We start from the raw sequence: 21,122 nt of genomic DNA, 5'->3' as shown, positions 1-21,122 counted from the left end.
ATGTCTGAAGTAAGTGAAAAAAAGTGGTATGTTGTTAGGGCTGTAAGTGGTCAGGAAAACAAAATTAAAACCTACATAGAGAATGAGATTGCTCGATTAGGTTTACAGGATTATGTTGATCAAGTATTAGTGCCTACTGAAAAAGTAATTCAAATTCGTAACGGAAAGAAAATCCAAAAAGAAAAAGTATTTTTTCCTGGATATATTATGATTCAAGCGAATTTAACTGGAGAAGTGCCTCATATCATAAGATCTGTAACTAACGTTATTGGGTTTTTGGGAGAAACAAAAGGCGGTGATCCTGTACCATTAAGACAATCTGAAGTAAATAGAATGTTAGGTAAAGTGGATGAGTTGGCCGTTGATGAAAACGTTCATGTAGCTATTCCGTTTACAAAAGGAGAGACCGTTAAGGTAATTGATGGGCCATTTAATGGTTTTGATGGTACTATAGAAAATATAAACGAAGAAAAGCGTAAGCTAGAAGTAATGGTAAAGATTTTTGGAAGAAAAACGCCATTGGAGTTAAGCTATATGCAAGTTGAAAAAATATAATAATTGTTACATATCCAGATAGGTTTAGAGCTTCCAAACTAATCTTATCAAATTTAAATTTTAAAACATGGCAAAAGAGTTAGGTAAAGTAGTTAAGCTACAAGTTAGGGGAGGTGCAGCGAATCCATCGCCACCGGTTGGACCCGCTCTAGGTGCTGCTGGGGTAAACATTATGGAGTTCTGTAAGCAATTTAATGCTAGAACTCAAGATAAAGCTGGTAAAGTATTACCTGTTGTTATTAGTGTTTACAAGGACAAGTCGTTTGATTTTGTAATCAAGACCCCTCCAGCCGCAGTACAATTATTAGAAGCGGCCAAGGTGAAGAAAGGTTCTGGCGAACCAAACCGTAAAAAAGTAGCTAAAGTGTCTTGGGACCAAATAAAAACCATCGCAGAAGATAAAATGCAAGATTTAAATGCATTTACTATAGAATCTGCAATGAAAATGGTTGCTGGTACAGCAAGATCAATGGGAATAACTGTAACAGGGAAATTCCCTTCTTAATCTATTAAAGACATTATAAAATGGCAAGATTAACAAAAAAGCAAAAAGAGGCTTTAGCGAAAATAGAAAAAGGTAAATTATATTCTATTGATGAAGCATCTGCATTAATCAAAGAAATTACTAATACTAAATTTGATGCATCTGTAGATTTAGCAGTGCGCTTAGGTGTAGATCCTAGAAAGGCAAATCAAATGGTAAGAGGCGTAGTATCTCTTCCACACGGTACTGGTAAAGATATGAAAGTATTAGCACTGGTAACACCAGACAAAGAAGCCGAGGCTAAAGAAGCTGGAGCAGATTACGTAGGTTTAGACGAATATCTTGATAAAATCAAGAATGGCTGGACCGACGTTGATGTTATCATTACCATGCCAAGTGTTATGGGTAAATTAGGTCCTTTAGGACGTGTATTAGGTCCTCGTGGCTTAATGCCAAATCCAAAAACAGGTACGGTAACTATGGATGTTGCTAAAGCAGTAACAGAAGTAAAAGCTGGTAAAATTGACTTTAAGGTTGATAAAACTGGTATAGTACATGCTGCTATTGGTAAGGCATCATTTAGTGCTGATAAAATTGCGGGTAACGCAAATGAATTATTACAAACATTAATTAAGTTAAAACCAACTACTGCTAAAGGAGTTTACGTAAAGAGCATTTTTATGTCTTCTACTATGAGTCCTAGTCTTGCAATAGATCCTAAAATTGGTTAATTAGTTAAATAACTTTTATTATGACAAGAGAAGAAAAATCGCAAGTAATTCAAGACTTAACTGCACAATTAACTGATAATGCAAATATCTATTTAGCAGATATTTCAGGATTAAATGCAGGAATTACTTCAGACTTACGTCGTGCTTGTTTTAAAGCCAATGTAAGTATGGCAGTCGTTAAGAACACATTACTTGAAAAAGCAATGGAGGCTTCAGATAAAGAATTTGGAGAGCTTCCATCGGTTTTAAAAGGCAATACATCAGTAATGTATTCTGAAACTGGTAATGCGCCAGCTAAAGTAATTAAAGCTTTTAGAAAAAAATCAGACAAGCCTCTTTTAAAAGGTGCTTTTATTGAGGAAGCTATTTACATTGGTGACGACCAGTTAGATATGTTAGTAGATATCAAATCTAAAGAAGAATTGATAGGAGAGATTGTTGGATTATTACAGTCTCCTGCTAAGAATGTTATTTCTGCACTTAAATCAGGTGGCGGAACACTGGCAGGTATCATTAAAACATTATCCGAAAAAGAAGGATAAGCAAACAAGTACGCACTTTTTACAATTATATTATTATTAAAAAACTATTAAAACGATAGAAAAAATGGCAGATTTAAAAGATTTCGCAGAACAATTAGTTAACTTAACAGTAAAAGAAGTTAATGAGTTAGCTACTATATTAAAAGATGAGTATGGTATCGAGCCTGCTGCTGCAGCTGTTGCTGTTGCTGCTGGTGGAGCTGCTGCAGGTGGTGGAGACGCTGCTGAAGAAAAAACAGAGTTTGATGTAATCCTTAAAGCGGCTGGTGGTTCAAAATTAGCAGTTGTAAAACTAGTTAAAGAATTAACAGGTTTAGGATTAAAAGAAGCTAAAGGTCTTGTAGACGAAGCTCCATCTCCAATAAAAGAAGGTGTTGCTAAGGATGAAGCTGAAGCTTTAAAAGCTCAATTAGAAGAAGCAGGAGCTGAGGTTGAGCTTAAGTAAGCTTAATTACTCAACAATACAAAGGTTTAGGTTTATCACGCCGCAAGCGTGATAACACCTAGACCATTTTGCGTATATAACGATATGCGTAAATAAATTGAAAAAAACAGTTTTCTAAGTAGGTTAGATATGCCACTGTTTTACTAGTGTTTAAAAGCACTATCAAAATATTTTTTAATCAAAATTCCGTCCATTGATGTTGTCAACACAAGCTGAAAGATTAAATTTCTCCTCTATTGTAAATAGAACGGAATATCCAGATTTCTTGGATATTCAGATTAAATCCTTCCAGGATTTTTTCCAATTAGAAACAAAATCTGAAGAAAGAGGTGATGAAGGGTTATACAATACCTTCATGGAAAACTTTCCTATTACAGATTCACGTAATCAATTCGTATTAGAATTTTTAGATTACTTCGTTGACCCACCACGATATGCCATTGAAGAGTGTATTGAAAGAGGGTTAACATACAGTGTGCCGCTAAAAGCAAGACTTAAGTTGTATTGTACAGATCCTGAACATGAAGATTTCGAGACTATTGTTCAAGACGTATACTTAGGCACTATTCCTTACATGACACCTAGTGGTACTTTTGTTATCAACGGTGCAGAACGCGTAGTAGTATCTCAATTACACCGTTCACCCGGGGTGTTCTTTGGTCAATCTTTCCATGCCAATGGTACAAAATTATATTCTGCAAGAGTAATTCCTTTTAAAGGCTCTTGGATAGAATTTGCTACAGATATCAATCAGGTAATGTATGCCTATATTGATAGAAAGAAAAAATTACCTGTTACTACCTTATTCCGTGCAATAGGTTTTGAGCGCGATAAGGATATTTTAGAAATTTTTGACTTGGCAGAAGAGGCTAAAGTTTCTAAAACAGGGTTAAAAAAATATCTAGGACGAAAATTAGCAGCACGTGTATTAAATACATGGCACGAGGATTTTGTTGATGAAGATACAGGCGAAGTAGTATCAATCGAGCGTAACGAAATAGTGCTTGATCGTGATACTGTTTTAGATAAAGAAAATATTGAAGAAATTCTAGAAGCTGGCGTAAAAACTATCTTATTACACAAAGAAAGTAATGAGCAAGGTGATTATGCTATTATTCACAATACGCTTCAAAAAGATCCAACAAACTCTGAAAAAGAGGCTGTTGAACATATTTACAGACAACTACGTAATGCAGAACCGCCAGATGAGGAAACTGCGCGTGGTATTATAGATAAGTTATTCTTCTCAGACCAACGCTACTCTTTAGGCGAAGTTGGTCGTTACAGAATGAACAAAAAATTAGGTTTAGATATTGGAATGGATAAGCAAGTGCTTACCAAAGAAGATATTATAACCATTATAAAATATTTAATTGAGTTAATTAACTCTAAAGCAGAGATTGATGATATCGATCACTTATCTAACCGTCGTGTACGTACAGTTGGTGAGCAATTGTCATCTCAATTTGGTGTTGGTTTAGCTCGTATGGCGCGTACTATTCGCGAGCGCATGAATGTTCGAGATAATGAGGTATTTACCCCTATAGATTTGATTAATGCAAAGACTTTGTCTTCTGTTATTAATTCTTTCTTTGGAACAAACCAATTATCTCAGTTTATGGATCAAACCAATCCATTAGCGGAGATTACACATAAGCGCCGTTTATCGGCATTAGGACCAGGAGGTCTTTCTAGAGAACGCGCTGGTTTCGAGGTTCGTGACGTACACTATACACACTATGGTAGACTTTGTCCTATTGAAACTCCTGAAGGACCAAACATTGGTTTAATTTCTTCACTTTCAGTATACGCTAAAGTCAATTCTATGGGATTCATAGAAACACCATACAGAAAAGTTGAAGATGGTGTAGTTGATATTAAAAATGAGCCAACTTATTTAAGTGCAGAAGAAGAGGAGGAAAAATTAATCGCTCAAGCAACTGTTAAAGTTGATGATAATGGAAAAATTTTACATGATAAGGTAATTGCACGTATGGAAGGGGATTTCCCTGTTATTGACCCTAACGAGTTACATTACACGGATGTTGCACCTAACCAAATCTCATCAATTTCGGCATCGTTAATTCCATTCTTAGAGCATGATGATGCAAACCGTGCACTAATGGGATCTAACATGATGCGTCAAGCGGTACCATTATTAAGGGTAGACGCACCAATTGTAGGAACTGGTTTAGAGCGTCAAGTAGCTTCAGATTCAAGAGTGTTAATCAACGCTGAAGGCACAGGAGAAGTACTTTATGTAGATGCAAATGAAATAAAAATTAAGTACGATCGTACGGAGGATGAAGCTAAAGTAAGTTTTGATAGCGATATTAAAACTTATCCGTTAGTAAAATTCAGAAAAACGAACCAGGGTACTTCTATTAACCTAAAACCTATTGTTGTAAAAGGCGACAAGGTAACTAAGGGGCAAGTACTTTGTGAAGGTTATGCAACCCAAAAAGGAGAGTTGGCTCTAGGTAGAAATATGAAAGTAGCCTTTATGCCTTGGAAAGGGTATAACTTTGAGGATGCAATTGTAATTTCTGAAAAAGTAGTTCGTGAAGATATTTTTACTTCTATTCATATTGATGAGTATTCTCTTGAAGTAAGAGATACAAAACTTGGTAACGAAGAGTTAACTAACGATATTCCTAATGTTTCTGAAGAGGCTACCAAAGACTTGGATGAGCATGGTATGATACGTGTTGGAGCTGAAGTGAAGCCAGGAGATATTCTAATTGGTAAAATTACGCCTAAAGGTGAATCAGATCCAACTCCAGAAGAGAAATTATTACGTGCTATCTTCGGTGATAAAGCTGGGGACGTAAAAGATGCATCATTAAAAGCGTCGCCTTCATTAAATGGTGTTGTAATAGATAAAAAGTTATTTGCTAGAGCCGTAAAAGATAAGCGTAAGAGAGCACAAGATAAAGATGATATCTTAGCACTAGAAGCACAATACGACAGAAAGTTTGATGAACTTAAAGATGTTTTAGTTGAAAAATTGTTTGCTATTGTAAACGGAAAAACCGCTCAAGGTATTTTTAATGATCTAGGAGAAGAAGTACTGCCAAAAGGTAAGAAGTTCACATTAAAAATGTTAAATGCAGTTGACGATTATGCACATTTAGTATCTGGAAAATGGACGACTGATGACCATACAAACCAATTGGTTTCAGAGTTAATTCATAACTACAAAATTAAGGAAAACGACTTACAAGGGGCTTTACGCCGTGAGAAGTTTACCATTTCTGTAGGTGATGAATTACCAGCAGGTATTATCAAACTTGCTAAAGTTTACATTGCAAAGAAACGTAAACTTAAAGTAGGTGATAAAATGGCAGGACGCCACGGAAATAAAGGTATTGTGGCTCGTATAGTTCGTCAAGAAGATATGCCGTTCTTAGAAGATGGCACCCCTGTTGATATTGTATTAAATCCACTTGGTGTACCATCTCGTATGAACATTGGGCAGATTTATGAAACTGTATTAGGATGGGCAGGACAAAAATTAGGTCAAAAATATGCTACACCAATTTTTGATGGAGCAAATATCGATCAAATTAATGCCTTAACTGACGAAGCAGGAATCCCAAGATATGGTCATACATATTTATACGACGGAGGAACAGGAGATCGTTTCGATCAACCAGCTACTGTTGGGGTTATCTATATGTTGAAACTAGGACATATGGTTGACGATAAAATGCACGCTCGTTCTATAGGACCTTACTCATTAATTACACAACAGCCATTAGGTGGTAAAGCACAATTTGGTGGACAGCGTTTTGGTGAGATGGAAGTTTGGGCACTTGAAGCTTATGGTGCATCAAGTACCTTACGTGAGATTTTAACTGTAAAATCTGATGATGTTATTGGTAGAGCTAAAACTTACGAAAGTATAGTTAAAGGAGAACCAATGCCAGATCCAGGTTTACCAGAATCTTTCAATGTATTAATGCATGAATTGAAAGGTTTAGGATTAGACATCAGGTTAGAGGAGTAAATTTTAATAGTCTCCAGTAGGCAGTAAACAGTTAGCAGTAACTGAGTACTGAAGACTGAAGACTGAAGACTAAAAAACATGGCAAGAAAACAAGATAAAAATACAGTTAAGAGATTTAATAAAATCTCAATTGGTTTAGCATCACCAGAGTCTATTTTAGCAGAGTCTAGAGGTGAAGTTTTAAAACCAGAAACTATCAATTATCGAACTCACAAACCAGAACGTGATGGTTTGTTCTGTGAGCGTATTTTTGGTCCTGTAAAGGATTACGAGTGTGCTTGTGGTAAATATAAAAGAATACGTTACAAAGGTATTGTATGCGATCGTTGTGGCGTTGAGGTAACAGAAAAGAAAGTTCGTCGTGATCGTGTAGGGCACATTAATTTAGTAGTACCTGTGGCTCATATTTGGTATTTCCGTTCTTTACCAAATAAAATAGGTTATTTATTAGGTTTACCTTCTAAGAAATTAGATATGATAATTTACTACGAACGTTACGTAGTAATTCAACCGGGTGAAGCTAAAAATGAAGAAGGCGAACCATTACAAAAAATGGATTTCCTTACTGAAGAAGAATATTTAAACATTCTTGAAGAACTACCTAAGGAAAACCAGTATTTAGAAGATTCAGATCCAAATAAGTTTATAGCTAAAATGGGTGCTGAATGTTTAATAGATTTATTGGCACGTATAGATTTAGAAGGCTTATCTTATGAATTACGCCACAAGGCTAATACTGAGACTTCCAAGCAGCGAAAAACCGAAGCTTTAAAACGCCTTCAAGTTGTAGAAGCTTTACGTGAATCTAACAACAATAGAGAAAATCGTCCAGAATGGATGATTATGAAAGTTGTGCCAATTATTCCACCAGAATTACGTCCATTAGTGCCATTAGACGGTGGTCGTTTTGCAACATCTGATTTAAACGATTTGTACCGTCGTGTAATTATTCGTAACAACCGATTAAAAAGATTGGTTGAGATAAAAGCACCCGAGGTAATTTTACGTAATGAAAAACGTATGTTACAAGAATCTGTAGACTCATTATTTGATAACACACGTAAATCATCAGCAGTAAAAACAGATTCTAACAGACCGTTAAAATCATTATCAGATTCGCTTAAAGGTAAGCAAGGACGTTTCCGTCAAAACTTACTAGGTAAGCGTGTTGATTATTCTGCACGTTCTGTAATTGTTGTTGGACCGGAATTAAAATTATACGAATGTGGATTGCCAAAAAATATGGCAGCAGAATTATACAAGCCTTTTGTAATTAGAAAACTAATTGAAAGAGGTATTGTAAAAACTGTAAAATCTGCAAAGAAAATAATAGATAAAAGAGAGCCAGTAGTTTGGGATATCTTGGAAAATGTACTTAAAGGACATCCAGTATTGCTAAACCGTGCGCCTACGTTACACCGTTTAGGTATCCAAGCGTTCCAACCTAAGTTGATTGAAGGAAAAGCAATCCAGTTACACCCATTAGTATGTACGGCATTTAATGCGGATTTTGATGGTGACCAAATGGCGGTACATTTACCGTTAGGGCCAGAGGCTATCTTAGAGTGTCAACTATTAATGCTAGCGTCTCATAATATCTTAAACCCAGCAAATGGTTCACCAGTTACTGTACCTTCACAAGATATGGTACTTGGTTTATATTATATGACGAAAGAGCGTAAATCTACACCTGAATTACCAATTAAAGGTGAAGGTTTAACATTCTATTCCCCAGAGGAAGTAGAAATAGCTTTTAATGAGAAAAGAGTTGACTTAAATGCAGGTATCAAAGTAAGAACTATTGATATTAATGAAGATGGTAAGCTAGACAGAATGATTGTTGAGACTACTGTAGGTCGTGTATTATTCAATCAACACGTACCTCAAGCAGCTGGTTACATCAATCAAGTATTAACTAAGAAGTCTTTAAGAGATATTATCCATGGTATTTTAAAAGTAACTTCTGTACCTGAAACAGCAGAATTCCTTGATGCTATTAGAACCTTAGGTTTTAAATTTGCATTCCAAGGTGGATTATCATTTAGTTTAGGAGATATTATTATCCCGCCAGAAAAGCAGGGTATGATTGATAAGGCTAACGGTTTGGTTGACGGTATAACCGGAAACTATAACATGGGGCTTATCACTAATAACGAACGTTACAATCAGGTAATTGATATTTGGACGTCTACAAACGCAGAATTGACAGAGTTGTCAATGAAGCGTATTCGTGAAGACCAACAAGGATTTAACTCTGTGTTTATGATGCTTGATTCTGGAGCTCGTGGATCTAAAGAACAGATTCGTCAGCTTACAGGTATGCGTGGGTTAATGGCAAAGCCTAAAAAATCTAACGCAGGTGGTGGTGAGATTATTGAGAATCCAATTCTTTCTAACTTTAAAGAAGGACTTTCAATTTTAGAATACTTTATCTCTACTCACGGTGCACGTAAAGGTCTTGCAGATACCGCTCTTAAAACGGCGGATGCAGGTTACTTAACACGTCGTTTAGTAGATGTATCACAAGATGTTATTATTAATACTGAAGATTGTGGTACTCTAAGAGGAGTAGAAGTAGAGCCATTGAAGAAAAACGATGAAGTTGTTGAAACTTTAGAAGAAAGAATCGTTGGTCGTGTGGCCTTAAATGACACTTACAATCCGCAAACAGATGAGCTGTTAGTAGCTGCTGGAGATTTAATAGATGATAAAATTGCTAAGGCAATTGAAGATTCACCAATAGAATCTTTAGAAGTACGTTCGCCATTAAGTTGCGAGGCTACTAAAGGCATTTGTGCCAAGTGTTACGGCCGTAACCTTGCTACAGGTAAAATGGTACAACGAGGTGAAGCTGTTGGTGTTGTTGCAGCACAATCTATTGGAGAACCAGGTACACAGTTAACATTGCGTACGTTCCACGTAGGTGGTATTGCAGGTAACATTTCAGAAGATAATAAGTTGGCCGTTAAATTTGATGGTATTGCTGAAATAGAAGATTTAAAGACGGTTAAAGGAGAAGATAGCGAAGGTAATATTGCAGATATTGTAATTTCCCGTACATCTGAACTTAAACTTATAGATAAGAAAACTGGCATTACCTTAAGTACTAACAATATCCCTTACGGTTCAACTATTTTTGTTGAAAACGGACAAGAACTTAAGAAAGGAGATGTAGTTTGTCAATGGGATCCTTATAACGGTGTAATTATTTCAGAATTTGCTGGTAAAGTAAAATACGAAAACATCGAGCAAGGTGTAACCTATCAAGTTGAAATTGATGAGCAAACCGGTTTCCAAGAGAAAGTTATCTCAGAATCTAGAAATAAAAAGTTAATTCCAACACTTCATATCGAAGATGCTAAGGGAGAAACAATTCGTTCTTATAACTTACCAGTTGGCGCACACCTTATGATTGATGATGGCGATAAAATTAAGGTTGGTAAAATCTTAGTGAAAATACCTCGTAAATCGGCTAAGGCAGGTGATATTACAGGTGGTTTACCTCGTGTAACTGAATTGTTTGAAGCACGTAACCCATCTAACCCAGCTGTGGTAAGTGAAATTGATGGCGTGGTATCTTTTGGAAAAATTAAGAGAGGTAATCGTGAGATTATAGTAGAATCTAAATTAGGTGAAGTTAAAAAATACCTTGTAAAACTATCCAATCAAATTCTTGTACAAGAAAATGATTATGTGAAAGCAGGTATGCCTTTATCAGATGGTTCTATAACACCTAACGATATTTTAAACATCAAAGGACCTTCTGCGGTGCAACAATATTTGGTAAACGAAGTACAAGAAGTATACCGCTTACAAGGTGTAAAAATTAACGATAAGCACTTTGAGGTTGTAGTAAGACAAATGATGCGTAAAGTTAGAATTATAGATTCTGGTGATACCATTTTCTTAGAAGATCAACTAGCTCATAAAGATGACTTTATTATTGAAAATGATGAGATTTTTGGAATGAAAGTTATTGAAGATGCTGGAGATTCTACAAACTTAAAAGCAGGACAAATTATTACACCTCGTGAATTAAGAGACGAAAACTCTATTTTACGTAGAGAAGATAAGAAACTTGTTGAAGCAAGAGATGCGAAACCAGCAACAGCAACACCTATATTACAGGGTATTACTAGAGCCTCGCTTCAAACAAAATCATTTATCTCTGCAGCATCGTTCCAGGAAACAACAAAAGTATTGAATGAAGCGGCAGTTGCAGGAAAGATTGATACTCTTGAAGGACTGAAAGAAAATGTAATTGTTGGTCATAGAATTCCAGCAGGTACAGGTATGAGAAATTATACCGACATTATAGTAGGTTCTAAGGAAGAGTTTGACGAAATGATGCAAGTAAAACAAGAGATGAATTTTAATTAAATGAGACCTAAGATTTCGCAAGCCGAAGGCAAAGTGAAATCTGATGGTTGAATTTACCCCGAAATAGTTTCGGGATCTCAAACTTTTTTTGAGATAAAAAAATAGATGAATTAAAGCCTTCAAGTGAGTTCACCTGAAGGCTTTTTTAATAAAAAATAACTATTATGGCAGACGAAAAAAACAAACAACAGCAAGGACAAATAAATATAGAATTGGATGAAAAAGTAGCAGAAGGCACATATTCTAACTTAGCAATAATTAATCATTCTGTATCAGAGTTTGTGGTAGATTTTGTAAATATTATGCCTGGGGTACCAAAAAATAAAGTGAAATCTAGAATTATTTTAACACCTCAACATGCCAAACGATTACTTAAAGCATTAGGTGATAACATTTCTAGATTTGAAACTGCTCATGGTGAAATTAAAGATTACGAGCAACCACCAATTCCATTAAATTTCGGCCCAACAGGGCAAGCATAAATTATTTATATAAACGATAGTAGGATGTTTATTTTTGTGGGTGCTCGAAATTTTAAAAGCGAGCAACCACCAATTCCATTAAATTTTGGCCCAACAGGGCAAGCATAAATTATTTATATAAACGATAGTAGGATGTTTGTTTTTGGTGGGTGCTCGAAATTATAAAAGCTACCAACCATTAATCCCATTAAATTTTGGACTAATGGGAGGAACAGATATAATACTGTAAAAGCCTTTTTGTTTTTAAGCAAAAAGGCTTTTCTATTATACAAGCTAAGATACTAAATAACTTGTTTTTTGTTTTTTTTGTGAAACTGTAATGCACCAGAAGGACATTTTTGTATTTGCTTTATAATGTCTTCTGTATTTCCTTCATCCAAGTTTATCCAAGGGATAACCGTATTGCTAAAAACGTTGGATAATTCCTTGGCACATTTTCCAGATAATGTGCATATACATGGATCATAAGTTACTGTAATGTCTTGATTGCTAAATTCTTTAGATGCTATTTCCATGATGTATCAATTTGGGGGTTGATTTGTATTAAATGTATAAATAAGATGATTGGCCTGCTTAAAAAAATCGACTAATAACTTAAAATGAATGGTTAATGTATTAGTTTTAGTAAAATCTTTTAGCAAATTATTCAAATTCTGAAGTGAAATGAAATTTAATACTTGGATATTTTTGTTGTGTCATTTGTAAAGAAAAGGCAGAATCAGCTAAAAACACCAACTGGTTTTGCTTGTCTTTTGCTAAAAAACGCTGTTTTACCCTTAAAAACTCTTTGTATTCTTCATTTTTTGGATCATTAGGGTCTACCCAACACGCTTTATGTACATTTAAATTCTCATAAGTACATTTAGCCCCGTATTCGTGTTCTAATCGATATTGAATAACTTCATATTGCAGTGCGCCCACTGTACCTATTACTTTTCTTCCGTTTAATTCTAAAGTAAACAATTGTGCAACACCCTCGTCCATAAGTTGATCGATACCTTTATAAAGCTGTTTCGATTTCATGGGGTCTGCATTATTAATATATCTAAAATGCTCAGGGGAGAAACTAGGAACGCCTTTGTAATTAAGTGTTTCCCCTTCGGTTAAGGTATCTCCAATTTTAAATGTACCTGTATCTTGCAGGCCAACAATATCACCAGGATAAGATATATCTACTATCTCTTTTTTTTCAGCAAAAAATGCATTAGGACTTGAAAATTTTACCTTTTTATTATGCCTTACGTGCAGATATGGTGTATTACGTTTAAACTCACCTGAAACAATTTTAACGAAAGCCAATCGGTTTCTATGGTTGGGATCCATATTGGCATGAATTTTAAACACAAAACCACTAAAGGATTTCTCATCAGGTTTTACAAGTCGTTCTTCACTCTTTTTCGGTCTAGGCTTCGGCGCTATTTCTACGAAACAATCTAGTAGTTCCCTAACACCAAAATTATTAAGAGCCGATCCAAAAAACACAGGTTGAAGATTTCCTTCTAAGTAAGCGTCTTTATCAAATTTAGGATAAATGCCTTCAACAAGTTCAATTTCCTCTCTTAGTGTGTTGGCAGGAGCATCGCCTACCAGTTTATTAAGTTCAGGAGATGATAAATCTGAAATTTCTATAGTCTCCTCTATATCTTTTCTGCTATCGCCACTAAATAGGTTAATATTCTTTTCCCAAATATTATAAATGCCCTTAAATTCATACCCCATTCCTATAGGAAAACTTAAAGGTGTTACTTTTAAACCTAATTTCTGTTCAACTTCATCTAATAAATCAAAAGCATCTTTACCTTCTCTATCTAATTTGTTAATAAAAACTATCATTGGTATGTTGCGCATGCGGCAAACCTCAACTAGCTTTTCGGTTTGCTCCTCAACACCTTTAGCAACATCAATTACAACAATTACACTGTCTACCGCAGTAAGTGTTCTAAAGGTATCCTCGGCAAAATCTTTATGTCCGGGTGTATCAAGAATATTTATTTTTATGCCATCATACTCAAACGCTAAAACAGATGTTGCAACAGAAATACCACGTTGGCGTTCAATTTCCATAAAGTCACTCGTAGCACCTTTTTTAATTTTATTGCTCTTAACGGCACCAGCTTCTTGTATAGCCCCTCCAAATAATAATAATTTTTCTGTTAAGGTTGTTTTTCCAGCATCAGGGTGAGAAATGATGCCGAATGTACGTCTGCGCTGTATTTCTTTTAAAAAACTCATAATAATCGTTCAAATAGTTTGCAAAGATACTATTAATAAGTTCAATTAAAATATATGATTAAATGGTTTTACTCTGTAATATTTATGAAACATCTATATATTTATAGCTTATAACTTAATGTTGCATGAAAGACAGCCTTGTTTCACTACTTTGTTTTTTTATAATTTCAGTTAGTTTATCATCTCAAGAAAAGCTTTATTTAAACGATTCTGTATTACACAAAATAGAAACCTTTATTTTAAAAGATCAGCTAGATTCTGTTTCGTTATTAATTGCAAAGCAAAAACAAACTCCTTACATAGAGGTATTAAAGCGAATTTATAGAAAAGAAAACCCTTCCTATTCAGATTATTATAAGTTTGTTTCTAACGTAGCAAATAGCCCAGATGTGAGTTATGGGGATGTTTCTAATTACATTAATAAAACAATAAACACACCCCAAAATTATAATGAAATAAATCTAGATTATGTAACTCTTAAATGGAGCCAAGTATCTAAGCTACGGGATGAAGCCACTATTGAAGAAGCGAATACAGAACAAGATAAACTAGAAGCTTACATTAAGCGTTTTAATCCCAATGATGTAAATACAATTAAAGCTAATTTGTTAGCGAGTACTCATCAACTAGTGCTATTACAAATACAGAATGATGTTAAAAGAGGTAAAGCTTTATGTTTAGAAAACCTAAAAAAGGCAGACGAGCTTGGTGATACAAGACTAAAAATTATTTTCTTGTACCATTTATGCGACTACTATATTGTAGAAGGAAAGCTTACGGAGTATATACAAGCTAGTGAACAAAGTTTAGAGCTAGAAAATACACTGCCAACAAAAACATCATATTACATAGGTACTATAATTCATTTGTTAGATGCTTACATCTATAAAGGCAGTAACAAAAAAAGAGTTGAAGAACTGTTAAGTCTACTTTACAGCAAGCAAGATACAAGACAACTTAGCTATTCGCTGTATGCAAAATATATTTCTACTTTAGGTGCAGACTCTTCAAAATTACAATCTGTTTTTAAACAGTTTGAAGTTTCTAGCGTATTAGAATTTTGTAAAAAAATAGAATCTCTAGGCGAAAATACATTAAATCCAAACGATTTTTTTCATGTTCTAAACGAGTCTTCAAGAGCTTTAGCGGCTCATGGTTTTTTAAATGAAGCTATAAGATATAAAGACAAGTGTATAGTGCTTACACGAAAAATTTATTCTGAAGATTTGTCCCAATCTCTATCCAGTTTCAAAACAAAACAAGCTGTTAAAGCAAAAGAGGTAGAAATAGAGCGTGTAACAGAACGTTCAAACCTATACATTGTTATAGCAACTTTAGTAGCGAGCTTATTATTAATAACCTTTGTTTTTTTAATTCGTAAACGCAAACAATCAAGGTTGTTAGAAATAAAAAACGGTCAAATAAACCAAGCATTAAAAGAAAAGGAATTGTTAGTAAAAGAGGTGCACCATCGTGTTAAAAATAATTTTCAAATTATTGCTAGTTTATTGGAACTCCAAGCAAAAAGTATAACAGACGAAAAAGCTTTAGCATTTGCCAACGAAAGTAAAAATAGATTAAAATCTATGGCGTTAGTCCACCAAAAACTTTATCAAGACAAAGAGGGCTTAATAAATTTTGATCAATATGTACGCCAACTTATTAACGAAGTGTCCGCACTACACAATTCTAAAGATAAAGTAGATATACATATATTTACCAATAACTTATTTTTTGATATAGATACTGCATTACCTTTAGGTTTAATAGTTAACGAATTGGTAACAAATGCTTATAAGTATGCGTTTTCTACCACCATTAATGGCATATTACACATTACAATAAATAAAATAAATAACGGAAAATATAAACTAACCGTATTAGATAACGGCCCAGGAATACCGAATGAGTATAGCGCTAAAAGTTCTGAAGGCTTTGGGCTTAACCTAGTAAATCGTTTGGTAAAACAACTAAGTGGTACATTATCGATTTACAACAATAATGGAACTTGTATAGAAATTGTGTTCCAAGATAAAAATGCAAGAAAAACTATTGATTAATTTAGATATAAACTCATGGGTAAGATTAAAGTATTAGTAGTTGAAGACGAAATTATAATTGCTGATAATATATGCGATACTCTAGAAGATTTAGGTTTTGAAACTATAGAGCCCGCAATAAATTATACTGAAGCTCTTGCATTAATTGAAACCAAAAACCCAGATATTGCAATTTTAGACATACAGTTGTCTGGTAAAAAAACAGGAATCGACTTAGCAAAAAAAATTAACGAAGATTATAATTTCCCTTTTGTTTTTTTAACGTCGAACTCTGATAACGTAACCTTAAACCAAGCAAAAAAAGTAATGCCTCATGCATATTTGGTGAAACCTTTTTCTAAAGAAGAACTTTATACAACTGTCGAGATTGTACTCAATAACTTCCTGCAGAAAAAAAATGTTACTAAAAATAATAAGCAAATTTTAGAAGATGCGTTATTTATTAAGGTAAAGGATGCTATGGTTAAATTAGCTTTCAATGATATTTTATACTTAAAAAGTGCTCACGTGTACGTAGAAATTGTTTTAAAAAATAAAAAAACACATTTAGTTAGGGCAAGTTTAAATGACATGCTAAACAAATTGAACAACACATTTATACAAGTACACCGAAGTTATATCATAAATTTAAGCTATATAGAACAAATTCATAGCAACGCATTGGTTATTCAAAACAAAAGCATTCCCGTAAGTAAAAAGTATAAAGAACTTTTGTTTAAACATATAAATTTAGTTACCAGTTCTAAATAATTATTACACCTCCCTTAAAGTTTTAAACTTTAGCTTAAAATAAAGCTAGAGCTTACTTGCCATATATACTATAGAGCCTAAATTCATCTTTATTATTAAAAACCATAAAGTGACATTAGTTTAATTGATGTGTCTTAGTATAAAAGTTTTAATTAAAATTCTAAAACTCACTAAAAACCATGATTCAGACATTTCAGAACATTTTTTTTACCATTCAGAACAATTTTACCCAAAAGCACCTATTAATTATTAGATTTACCCGATGAACGGCAAATAAAAACGATTAAATTCATTTTTTGCCGATAAAGTACAACCCTAATTTGCGCTATTAAATGTTTAAACAGGGTATTATTTTACAATATGAAAAGTATCAATTTTCATCTCTTGTTATAGAATATACACTAAGCAAATGGTTAAGGGAGATTTATTGTTTATAATAAATTTGGAATATTGTTAACAAATGTTAATTTTGGTAAAACTCTCAATCCCTCTTATAAAAAAATCCCTTATGATAGAAAAGTTTAAAATAAAAACATTTAGGCTTTCAAAGTCATTTTGAACATAAATTCAACCCATTAAAAAAAGAATTTTACTACCTCTAAAAGTTTATCACACTATGCTTAAAACTACTAAAGTAATACATCAGAAGTTAAAACTGGTTATTGGTATAGCTCTCATTATCAATGCGCTAAACTGTTTTTCACAATCTACACCAACTTTTGGTGGAATTCAAGGTCCAACTCTGCTTTCAGGAACTCTAAACCAGCAAGGTTCTAGGTATTTATATACCAACGTAGTAGTGAATGTTAATGGTACAACAACTAACGCTGATGCAGTAGTAACCATAGTTAACCTTAACAACATTACCGTAAACAGTGTTGATACAACTCTTGGTGTAGACAACAGGTTTGAGCCCTCAACAACAACTACTGCAGCAGGTGGATTTGTTGAATGGGAGCTGTTGTTTATTCAAGATGGAACTGCTACAGCTACAAGTAATGGGGTTCCAATTTTATTAGATTCTTATACCTTAGAGGCTATCGACGTTGATGGGAATGAATTTTTTGAGGTTTCAGTGCCAGATAGTTACTCGCTCGAAGCAGGAAACAGTCCAACTCCTGGAGGATGTCCGCAAAGTTCTGCTTCTATTAATAATGCTATAGGATGTCCTACGGATTTGGTTGTATCAACTAATGGCGAATTTACGCGTTTTCAAAGCGACACTGATTTTTCGGCTGGAATAAACGCTGCTAGAACTGAATTTGTGGTTTCTGTGGTATATAATAATGTGAGTAGGGTTAGGTTTAGAAATGGTCGTTCTACAAGCGGTGGCACAAGACAAAATTCAGTAAGTTTTTTGGGTGAAGTCAATTTTATAAATCCAGCAACAACCACAGTTAATAACCCTCCTGTAGTTATTGATAATTTGGGGAATGTTGTTTTACAAAATTCTACCGGAAATCCAGCAATCAATATATTAATAGGTTCTTCAGATCCAGACGGAAATCTAGATCCAACATCAATAGTTCTCATTGATCCTAACAATGCTTCAAATGTAGGGGCTGTTGGTAATGATTTAGTAGTTCCAGGAATCGGCACTTACGCTGTTGATAATACTGGTAATGTGGTTTTCACACCTGCTTCAGGGTATTTAGGTAAAGCAGATATTAATTTTAGAGTTGAAGACGATGCCGCAGCAAGCTCAAACATAGGAACATTAGGAATAATAGTTCTATCAGATATTGATGGTGATGGTATAAATGATGTAACAGATTTAGATGATGATAACGATGGGATTTTAGATGTTAACGAATTAAACTGTTCTCCTAGTTTCATAGCTTTAGGGCAAACATTTTCAAGTACTTTAAATCCATTTAATGCTAACAGTATTTATGCTTTCAGTGGTGTAAGCGTTAATGCAACTTTTCAATTACAGGGTAGTGCAAACTGGTCTTCTGGAGTAAATAGTCAATCTACAGGAGGTGTCTCTGGTACATATATTAACACTCAACCTGATAATACAGATTTTCCAAATGGAGATGTAGCAATTTATACTTACACATTTTCAGAACCAGTTTATGATGTTGATTTTAAATTCGGAGGATTAGATAACTCTGATAGGGCTGATTTTTTGGCTATAAATGGTGCCAACAGTACAGTAGTTAATATTTCAGATATAAATTTAGGAGGAAATTTAGTTATTTCTGGGCAATCGGTAGTAAGTACAGCAGGAGGAGCTAATGCCCCTTCTAACAGTATAGCAGTGTCTATTCCTGGGCCTGTAACATCATTTTCAATAACAGTAGGCAAACAAGATGGTAATAGTGGCAACGTAACTATGCAATTATATGAATTAGATTATTGTATTGAAAAAGATGCTGATGTTGATGGTACACCAGATTATTTAGATTTAGATTCTGATAATGACGGTTGTAACGATGTCTTAGAATCGGGCGGTACAGATACTAACGGGGACGGTGAATTAGATGGAGATGGTTTTAATAATAGTGGACAAGTAACAACTGGTGGATCTATAACTGATGGTTATGACGGTTTAGCAGGAGGAGAGAGTACTGCTACCCAAATATTAGTTTCTTCCTCACCAACTGCTCAAACTGAAACAGAGGGAGGTACAGCAACATTTACAGTCGTAAGTAGCACAACCAGTACTACAGATTATGTGGGAACAGCACCAACAACAACTCCAAATTATTCTGGAGTTTCGGCTATAGATATTTCAGGAACTACGAATTATCAGTGGTATTTAGGTAATCCTGCATCTGGAGGCTCTGCACTAGTAAACGATACAACATACTCTGGAGTGAATACGCCTACCTTAAGTATAATTACAGATTCAACATTGAATGGAAATGATTATTGTGTAGTAATTTCAAATCCAAATTTTGTTTGTTCTGAAACGCAATGTGCTACACTAACAGTAGACTCAAATCCTATCGCAATTGATGATACAGCCACCGCAATAGAAGACACACCACTAAACATCGCCCCACTGGGCAACGATAATTTTGGCGGCGACGGCCCAAGTACGGGCACCATTAGCATCACAACGCCACCGACCAATGGAACGGCCACGGTAAACGATGGCGGCACACCGAACGACCCCACGGACGATACGATAGACTACACGCCAAATGCGGACTACAACGGCCCCGACCAGCTCACCTACGAAATCTGTGATGTGGACGGCGATTGTACCACGGCAGTGGTAGACGTTACCGTAAACCCAGTAGACGACACCCCAACGGCCACAGACGATACAGCAAGCGTAGACGAGGACGATACGGTAAACATCACCCCACTGGGCAACGATAATTTCGGCGGCGACGGCCCAAGTACGGGCACCATTAGCATCACAACGCCACCGACCAATGGAACGGCCACGGTAAACGATGGCGGTACACCGAACGACCCCACGGACGATACGATAGACTACACGCCAAATGCGGACTACAACGGCCCCGACCAGATCACCTACGAGATCTGTGATGCGGATGGCGATTGTACCACGGCAGTGGTAGACGTTACCGTAAACCCAGTAGATGACACGCCAACGGCCGTGGACGATACAGCAAGCGTAGACGAGGACGATACGGTAAACATCGCCCCACTGGGCAACGATAATTTTGGCGGCGACGGCCCAAGTACGGGCGCCATTAGCATCACAACGCCACCGACCAATGGAACGGCCACGGTAAACGATGGCGGTACACCGAACGACCCTACGGACGATACGATAGACTACACGCCAAATGCGGACTACAACGGCCCCGACCAGATCACCTACGAAATCTGTGACGCGGACGGCGATTGTACCACAGCAGTGATAGATGTTACCGTAAACCCAGTAGACGATAATCCAATTGCTAACAATGATACCAGTTCAACTAATGAAGATGTAAATGTTATTATTGATATTACTGATAATGATACGGACTCTGATGGGACTATTGATGATAGTACATTGGATTTAGACCCAAATACTCCGGGTCAACAAAGTGTATTTACTGTACCAGGAGAGGGGACTTTTACTGATAACGGAAATGGAACTGTAACTTTTGACCCTGTTCCAGGTTTTAATAACGGAATAACAACGATAACATATACAGTAAATGATGATGCAGGTAACACTTCTAACGAAGCTGTTATTTCTGTTACAATACCTCCATGTCCGAGTGCTTTAGACAGCGACGGCGATGGGTTAACAGATTGTGAAGAAACCACAGGAATCGATGACCCAAGCACACCAGATGATCCCACAACCTTCCCGGGCGGCCCAACGAGTGATCCAAATGATGCTTGTAGTCCAATCGGCATCAATACAACAGATTCAGATGGCGATGGACTTACGGATTGTGAAGAAACCACAGGAATCGATGACCCAAGCACACCAGATGATCCCACAACCTTCCCAGGTGGCCCAACGAGTGATCC

Annotated in this window: 13 protein-coding genes; 11 read left to right on the top strand and 2 right to left on the bottom strand. The window is 35.5% G+C overall.

Annotated features, from left to right (window positions below; genetic code table 11):
- The 8 genes from nusG (at position 1) to CLV33_RS09170 (ending at position 11,628) form a co-directional block, all read left to right on the top strand.
- The gene (nusG, locus tag CLV33_RS09205) at positions 1–555 is read left to right on the top strand and encodes a transcription termination/antitermination protein NusG (protein ID WP_105473669.1); all 555 of its coding nucleotides are present in this window, start codon (positions 1–3) and stop codon (positions 553–555) included.
- A 67-nt stretch (positions 556–622) separates the two neighbouring features.
- Positions 623–1,060: a 50S ribosomal protein L11 gene (gene rplK, locus CLV33_RS09200; protein ID WP_045372686.1), complete on the top strand. Its 438-nt coding sequence runs from the start codon at positions 623–625 to the stop codon at positions 1,058–1,060.
- Between the two features lie 20 nt (positions 1,061–1,080).
- Positions 1,081–1,770, top strand: coding sequence for a 50S ribosomal protein L1 (gene rplA, locus CLV33_RS09195; protein ID WP_042246423.1), 690 nt, complete (start codon positions 1,081–1,083; stop codon positions 1,768–1,770).
- A 20-nt stretch (positions 1,771–1,790) separates the two neighbouring features.
- Positions 1,791–2,312 carry a 50S ribosomal protein L10 gene (gene rplJ / locus CLV33_RS09190; RefSeq protein WP_042246420.1) on the top strand — a complete coding sequence of 174 codons (522 nt, stop codon included), beginning with the start codon at positions 1,791–1,793 and terminating at the stop codon, positions 2,310–2,312.
- A 64-nt stretch (positions 2,313–2,376) separates the two neighbouring features.
- Entirely contained in the window at positions 2,377–2,757 is a 381-nt protein-coding gene (gene rplL / locus CLV33_RS09185; protein WP_042246416.1) for a 50S ribosomal protein L7/L12, read from the top strand.
- Between the two features lie 196 nt (positions 2,758–2,953).
- Positions 2,954–6,766, top strand: a complete 3,813-nt coding sequence (gene rpoB / locus CLV33_RS09180; RefSeq protein ID WP_105473668.1) for a DNA-directed RNA polymerase subunit beta — start codon at positions 2,954–2,956, stop codon at positions 6,764–6,766.
- A 78-nt stretch (positions 6,767–6,844) separates the two neighbouring features.
- Positions 6,845–11,146, top strand: a complete 4,302-nt coding sequence (gene rpoC / locus CLV33_RS09175) for a DNA-directed RNA polymerase subunit beta' (RefSeq protein WP_042246412.1) — start codon at positions 6,845–6,847, stop codon at positions 11,144–11,146.
- Positions 11,147–11,310: 164 nt separating this feature from the next.
- Complete coding sequence (locus CLV33_RS09170) at positions 11,311–11,628, top strand: DUF3467 domain-containing protein (RefSeq protein WP_042246409.1); 318 nt, start codon at positions 11,311–11,313, stop codon at positions 11,626–11,628.
- A 281-nt stretch (positions 11,629–11,909) separates the two neighbouring features.
- Here CLV33_RS09170 and CLV33_RS09165 read toward each other — a convergent pair whose 3' ends face one another.
- Both CLV33_RS09165 and CLV33_RS09160 read right to left on the bottom strand, forming a co-directional pair.
- The gene (locus tag CLV33_RS09165; RefSeq protein ID WP_042247139.1) at positions 11,910–12,143 is read right to left on the bottom strand and encodes a (4Fe-4S)-binding protein; all 234 of its coding nucleotides are present in this window, start codon (positions 12,141–12,143) and stop codon (positions 11,910–11,912) included.
- 127 nt (positions 12,144–12,270) lie between these two features.
- Positions 12,271–13,860, bottom strand: a complete 1,590-nt coding sequence (locus CLV33_RS09160) for a peptide chain release factor 3 (RefSeq protein ID WP_042247136.1) — start codon at positions 13,858–13,860, stop codon at positions 12,271–12,273.
- A gap of 125 nt (positions 13,861–13,985) precedes the next feature.
- Between CLV33_RS09160 and CLV33_RS09155 the strand changes: the two genes are divergently transcribed.
- The 3 genes from CLV33_RS09155 to CLV33_RS09145 form a co-directional block, all read left to right on the top strand.
- On the top strand, positions 13,986–15,920 hold the full coding sequence (locus CLV33_RS09155) for a sensor histidine kinase (RefSeq protein ID WP_105473667.1): 1,935 nt from the start codon (positions 13,986–13,988) through the stop codon (positions 15,918–15,920).
- 15 nt (positions 15,921–15,935) lie between these two features.
- Positions 15,936–16,670: a LytR/AlgR family response regulator transcription factor gene (locus CLV33_RS09150; RefSeq protein WP_105473666.1), complete on the top strand. Its 735-nt coding sequence runs from the start codon at positions 15,936–15,938 to the stop codon at positions 16,668–16,670.
- Positions 16,671–17,286: 616 nt separating this feature from the next.
- The coding region (locus tag CLV33_RS09145; protein ID WP_105473665.1) for a beta strand repeat-containing protein at positions 17,287–21,122 on the top strand (3,836 nt) is incomplete at its 3' end.

Source organism: Jejuia pallidilutea (genome assembly GCF_002973595.1).
GTDB lineage: Bacteria > Bacteroidota > Bacteroidia > Flavobacteriales > Flavobacteriaceae > Jejuia > Jejuia pallidilutea.
Note: the sequence above shows the minus strand (reverse complement) of the source record. Positions and strands in the feature narration are given on the sequence as shown.

Excerpts from the sequence above, each read along its gene's own strand:
- nusG (WP_105473669.1), top strand. The coding sequence starts at position 1 with ATGTCTGAAGTAAGTGAAAAAAAGTGGTATGTTGTTAGGGCTGTAAGT.
- rplK (WP_045372686.1), top strand. The coding sequence starts at position 623 with ATGGCAAAAGAGTTAGGTAAAGTAGTTAAGCTACAAGTTAGGGGAGGT.
- rplA (WP_042246423.1), top strand. The coding sequence starts at position 1,081 with ATGGCAAGATTAACAAAAAAGCAAAAAGAGGCTTTAGCGAAAATAGAA.
- rplJ (WP_042246420.1), top strand. The coding sequence starts at position 1,791 with ATGACAAGAGAAGAAAAATCGCAAGTAATTCAAGACTTAACTGCACAA.
- rplL (WP_042246416.1), top strand. The coding sequence starts at position 2,377 with ATGGCAGATTTAAAAGATTTCGCAGAACAATTAGTTAACTTAACAGTA.
- rpoB (WP_105473668.1), top strand. The coding sequence starts at position 2,954 with ATGTTGTCAACACAAGCTGAAAGATTAAATTTCTCCTCTATTGTAAAT.
- rpoC (WP_042246412.1), top strand. The coding sequence starts at position 6,845 with ATGGCAAGAAAACAAGATAAAAATACAGTTAAGAGATTTAATAAAATC.
- CLV33_RS09170 (WP_042246409.1), top strand. The coding sequence starts at position 11,311 with ATGGCAGACGAAAAAAACAAACAACAGCAAGGACAAATAAATATAGAA.
- CLV33_RS09165 (WP_042247139.1), bottom strand. The coding sequence starts at position 12,143 with ATGGAAATAGCATCTAAAGAATTTAGCAATCAAGACATTACAGTAACT.
- CLV33_RS09160 (WP_042247136.1), bottom strand. The coding sequence starts at position 13,860 with ATGAGTTTTTTAAAAGAAATACAGCGCAGACGTACATTCGGCATCATT.
- CLV33_RS09155 (WP_105473667.1), top strand. The coding sequence starts at position 13,986 with ATGAAAGACAGCCTTGTTTCACTACTTTGTTTTTTTATAATTTCAGTT.
- CLV33_RS09150 (WP_105473666.1), top strand. The coding sequence starts at position 15,936 with ATGGGTAAGATTAAAGTATTAGTAGTTGAAGACGAAATTATAATTGCT.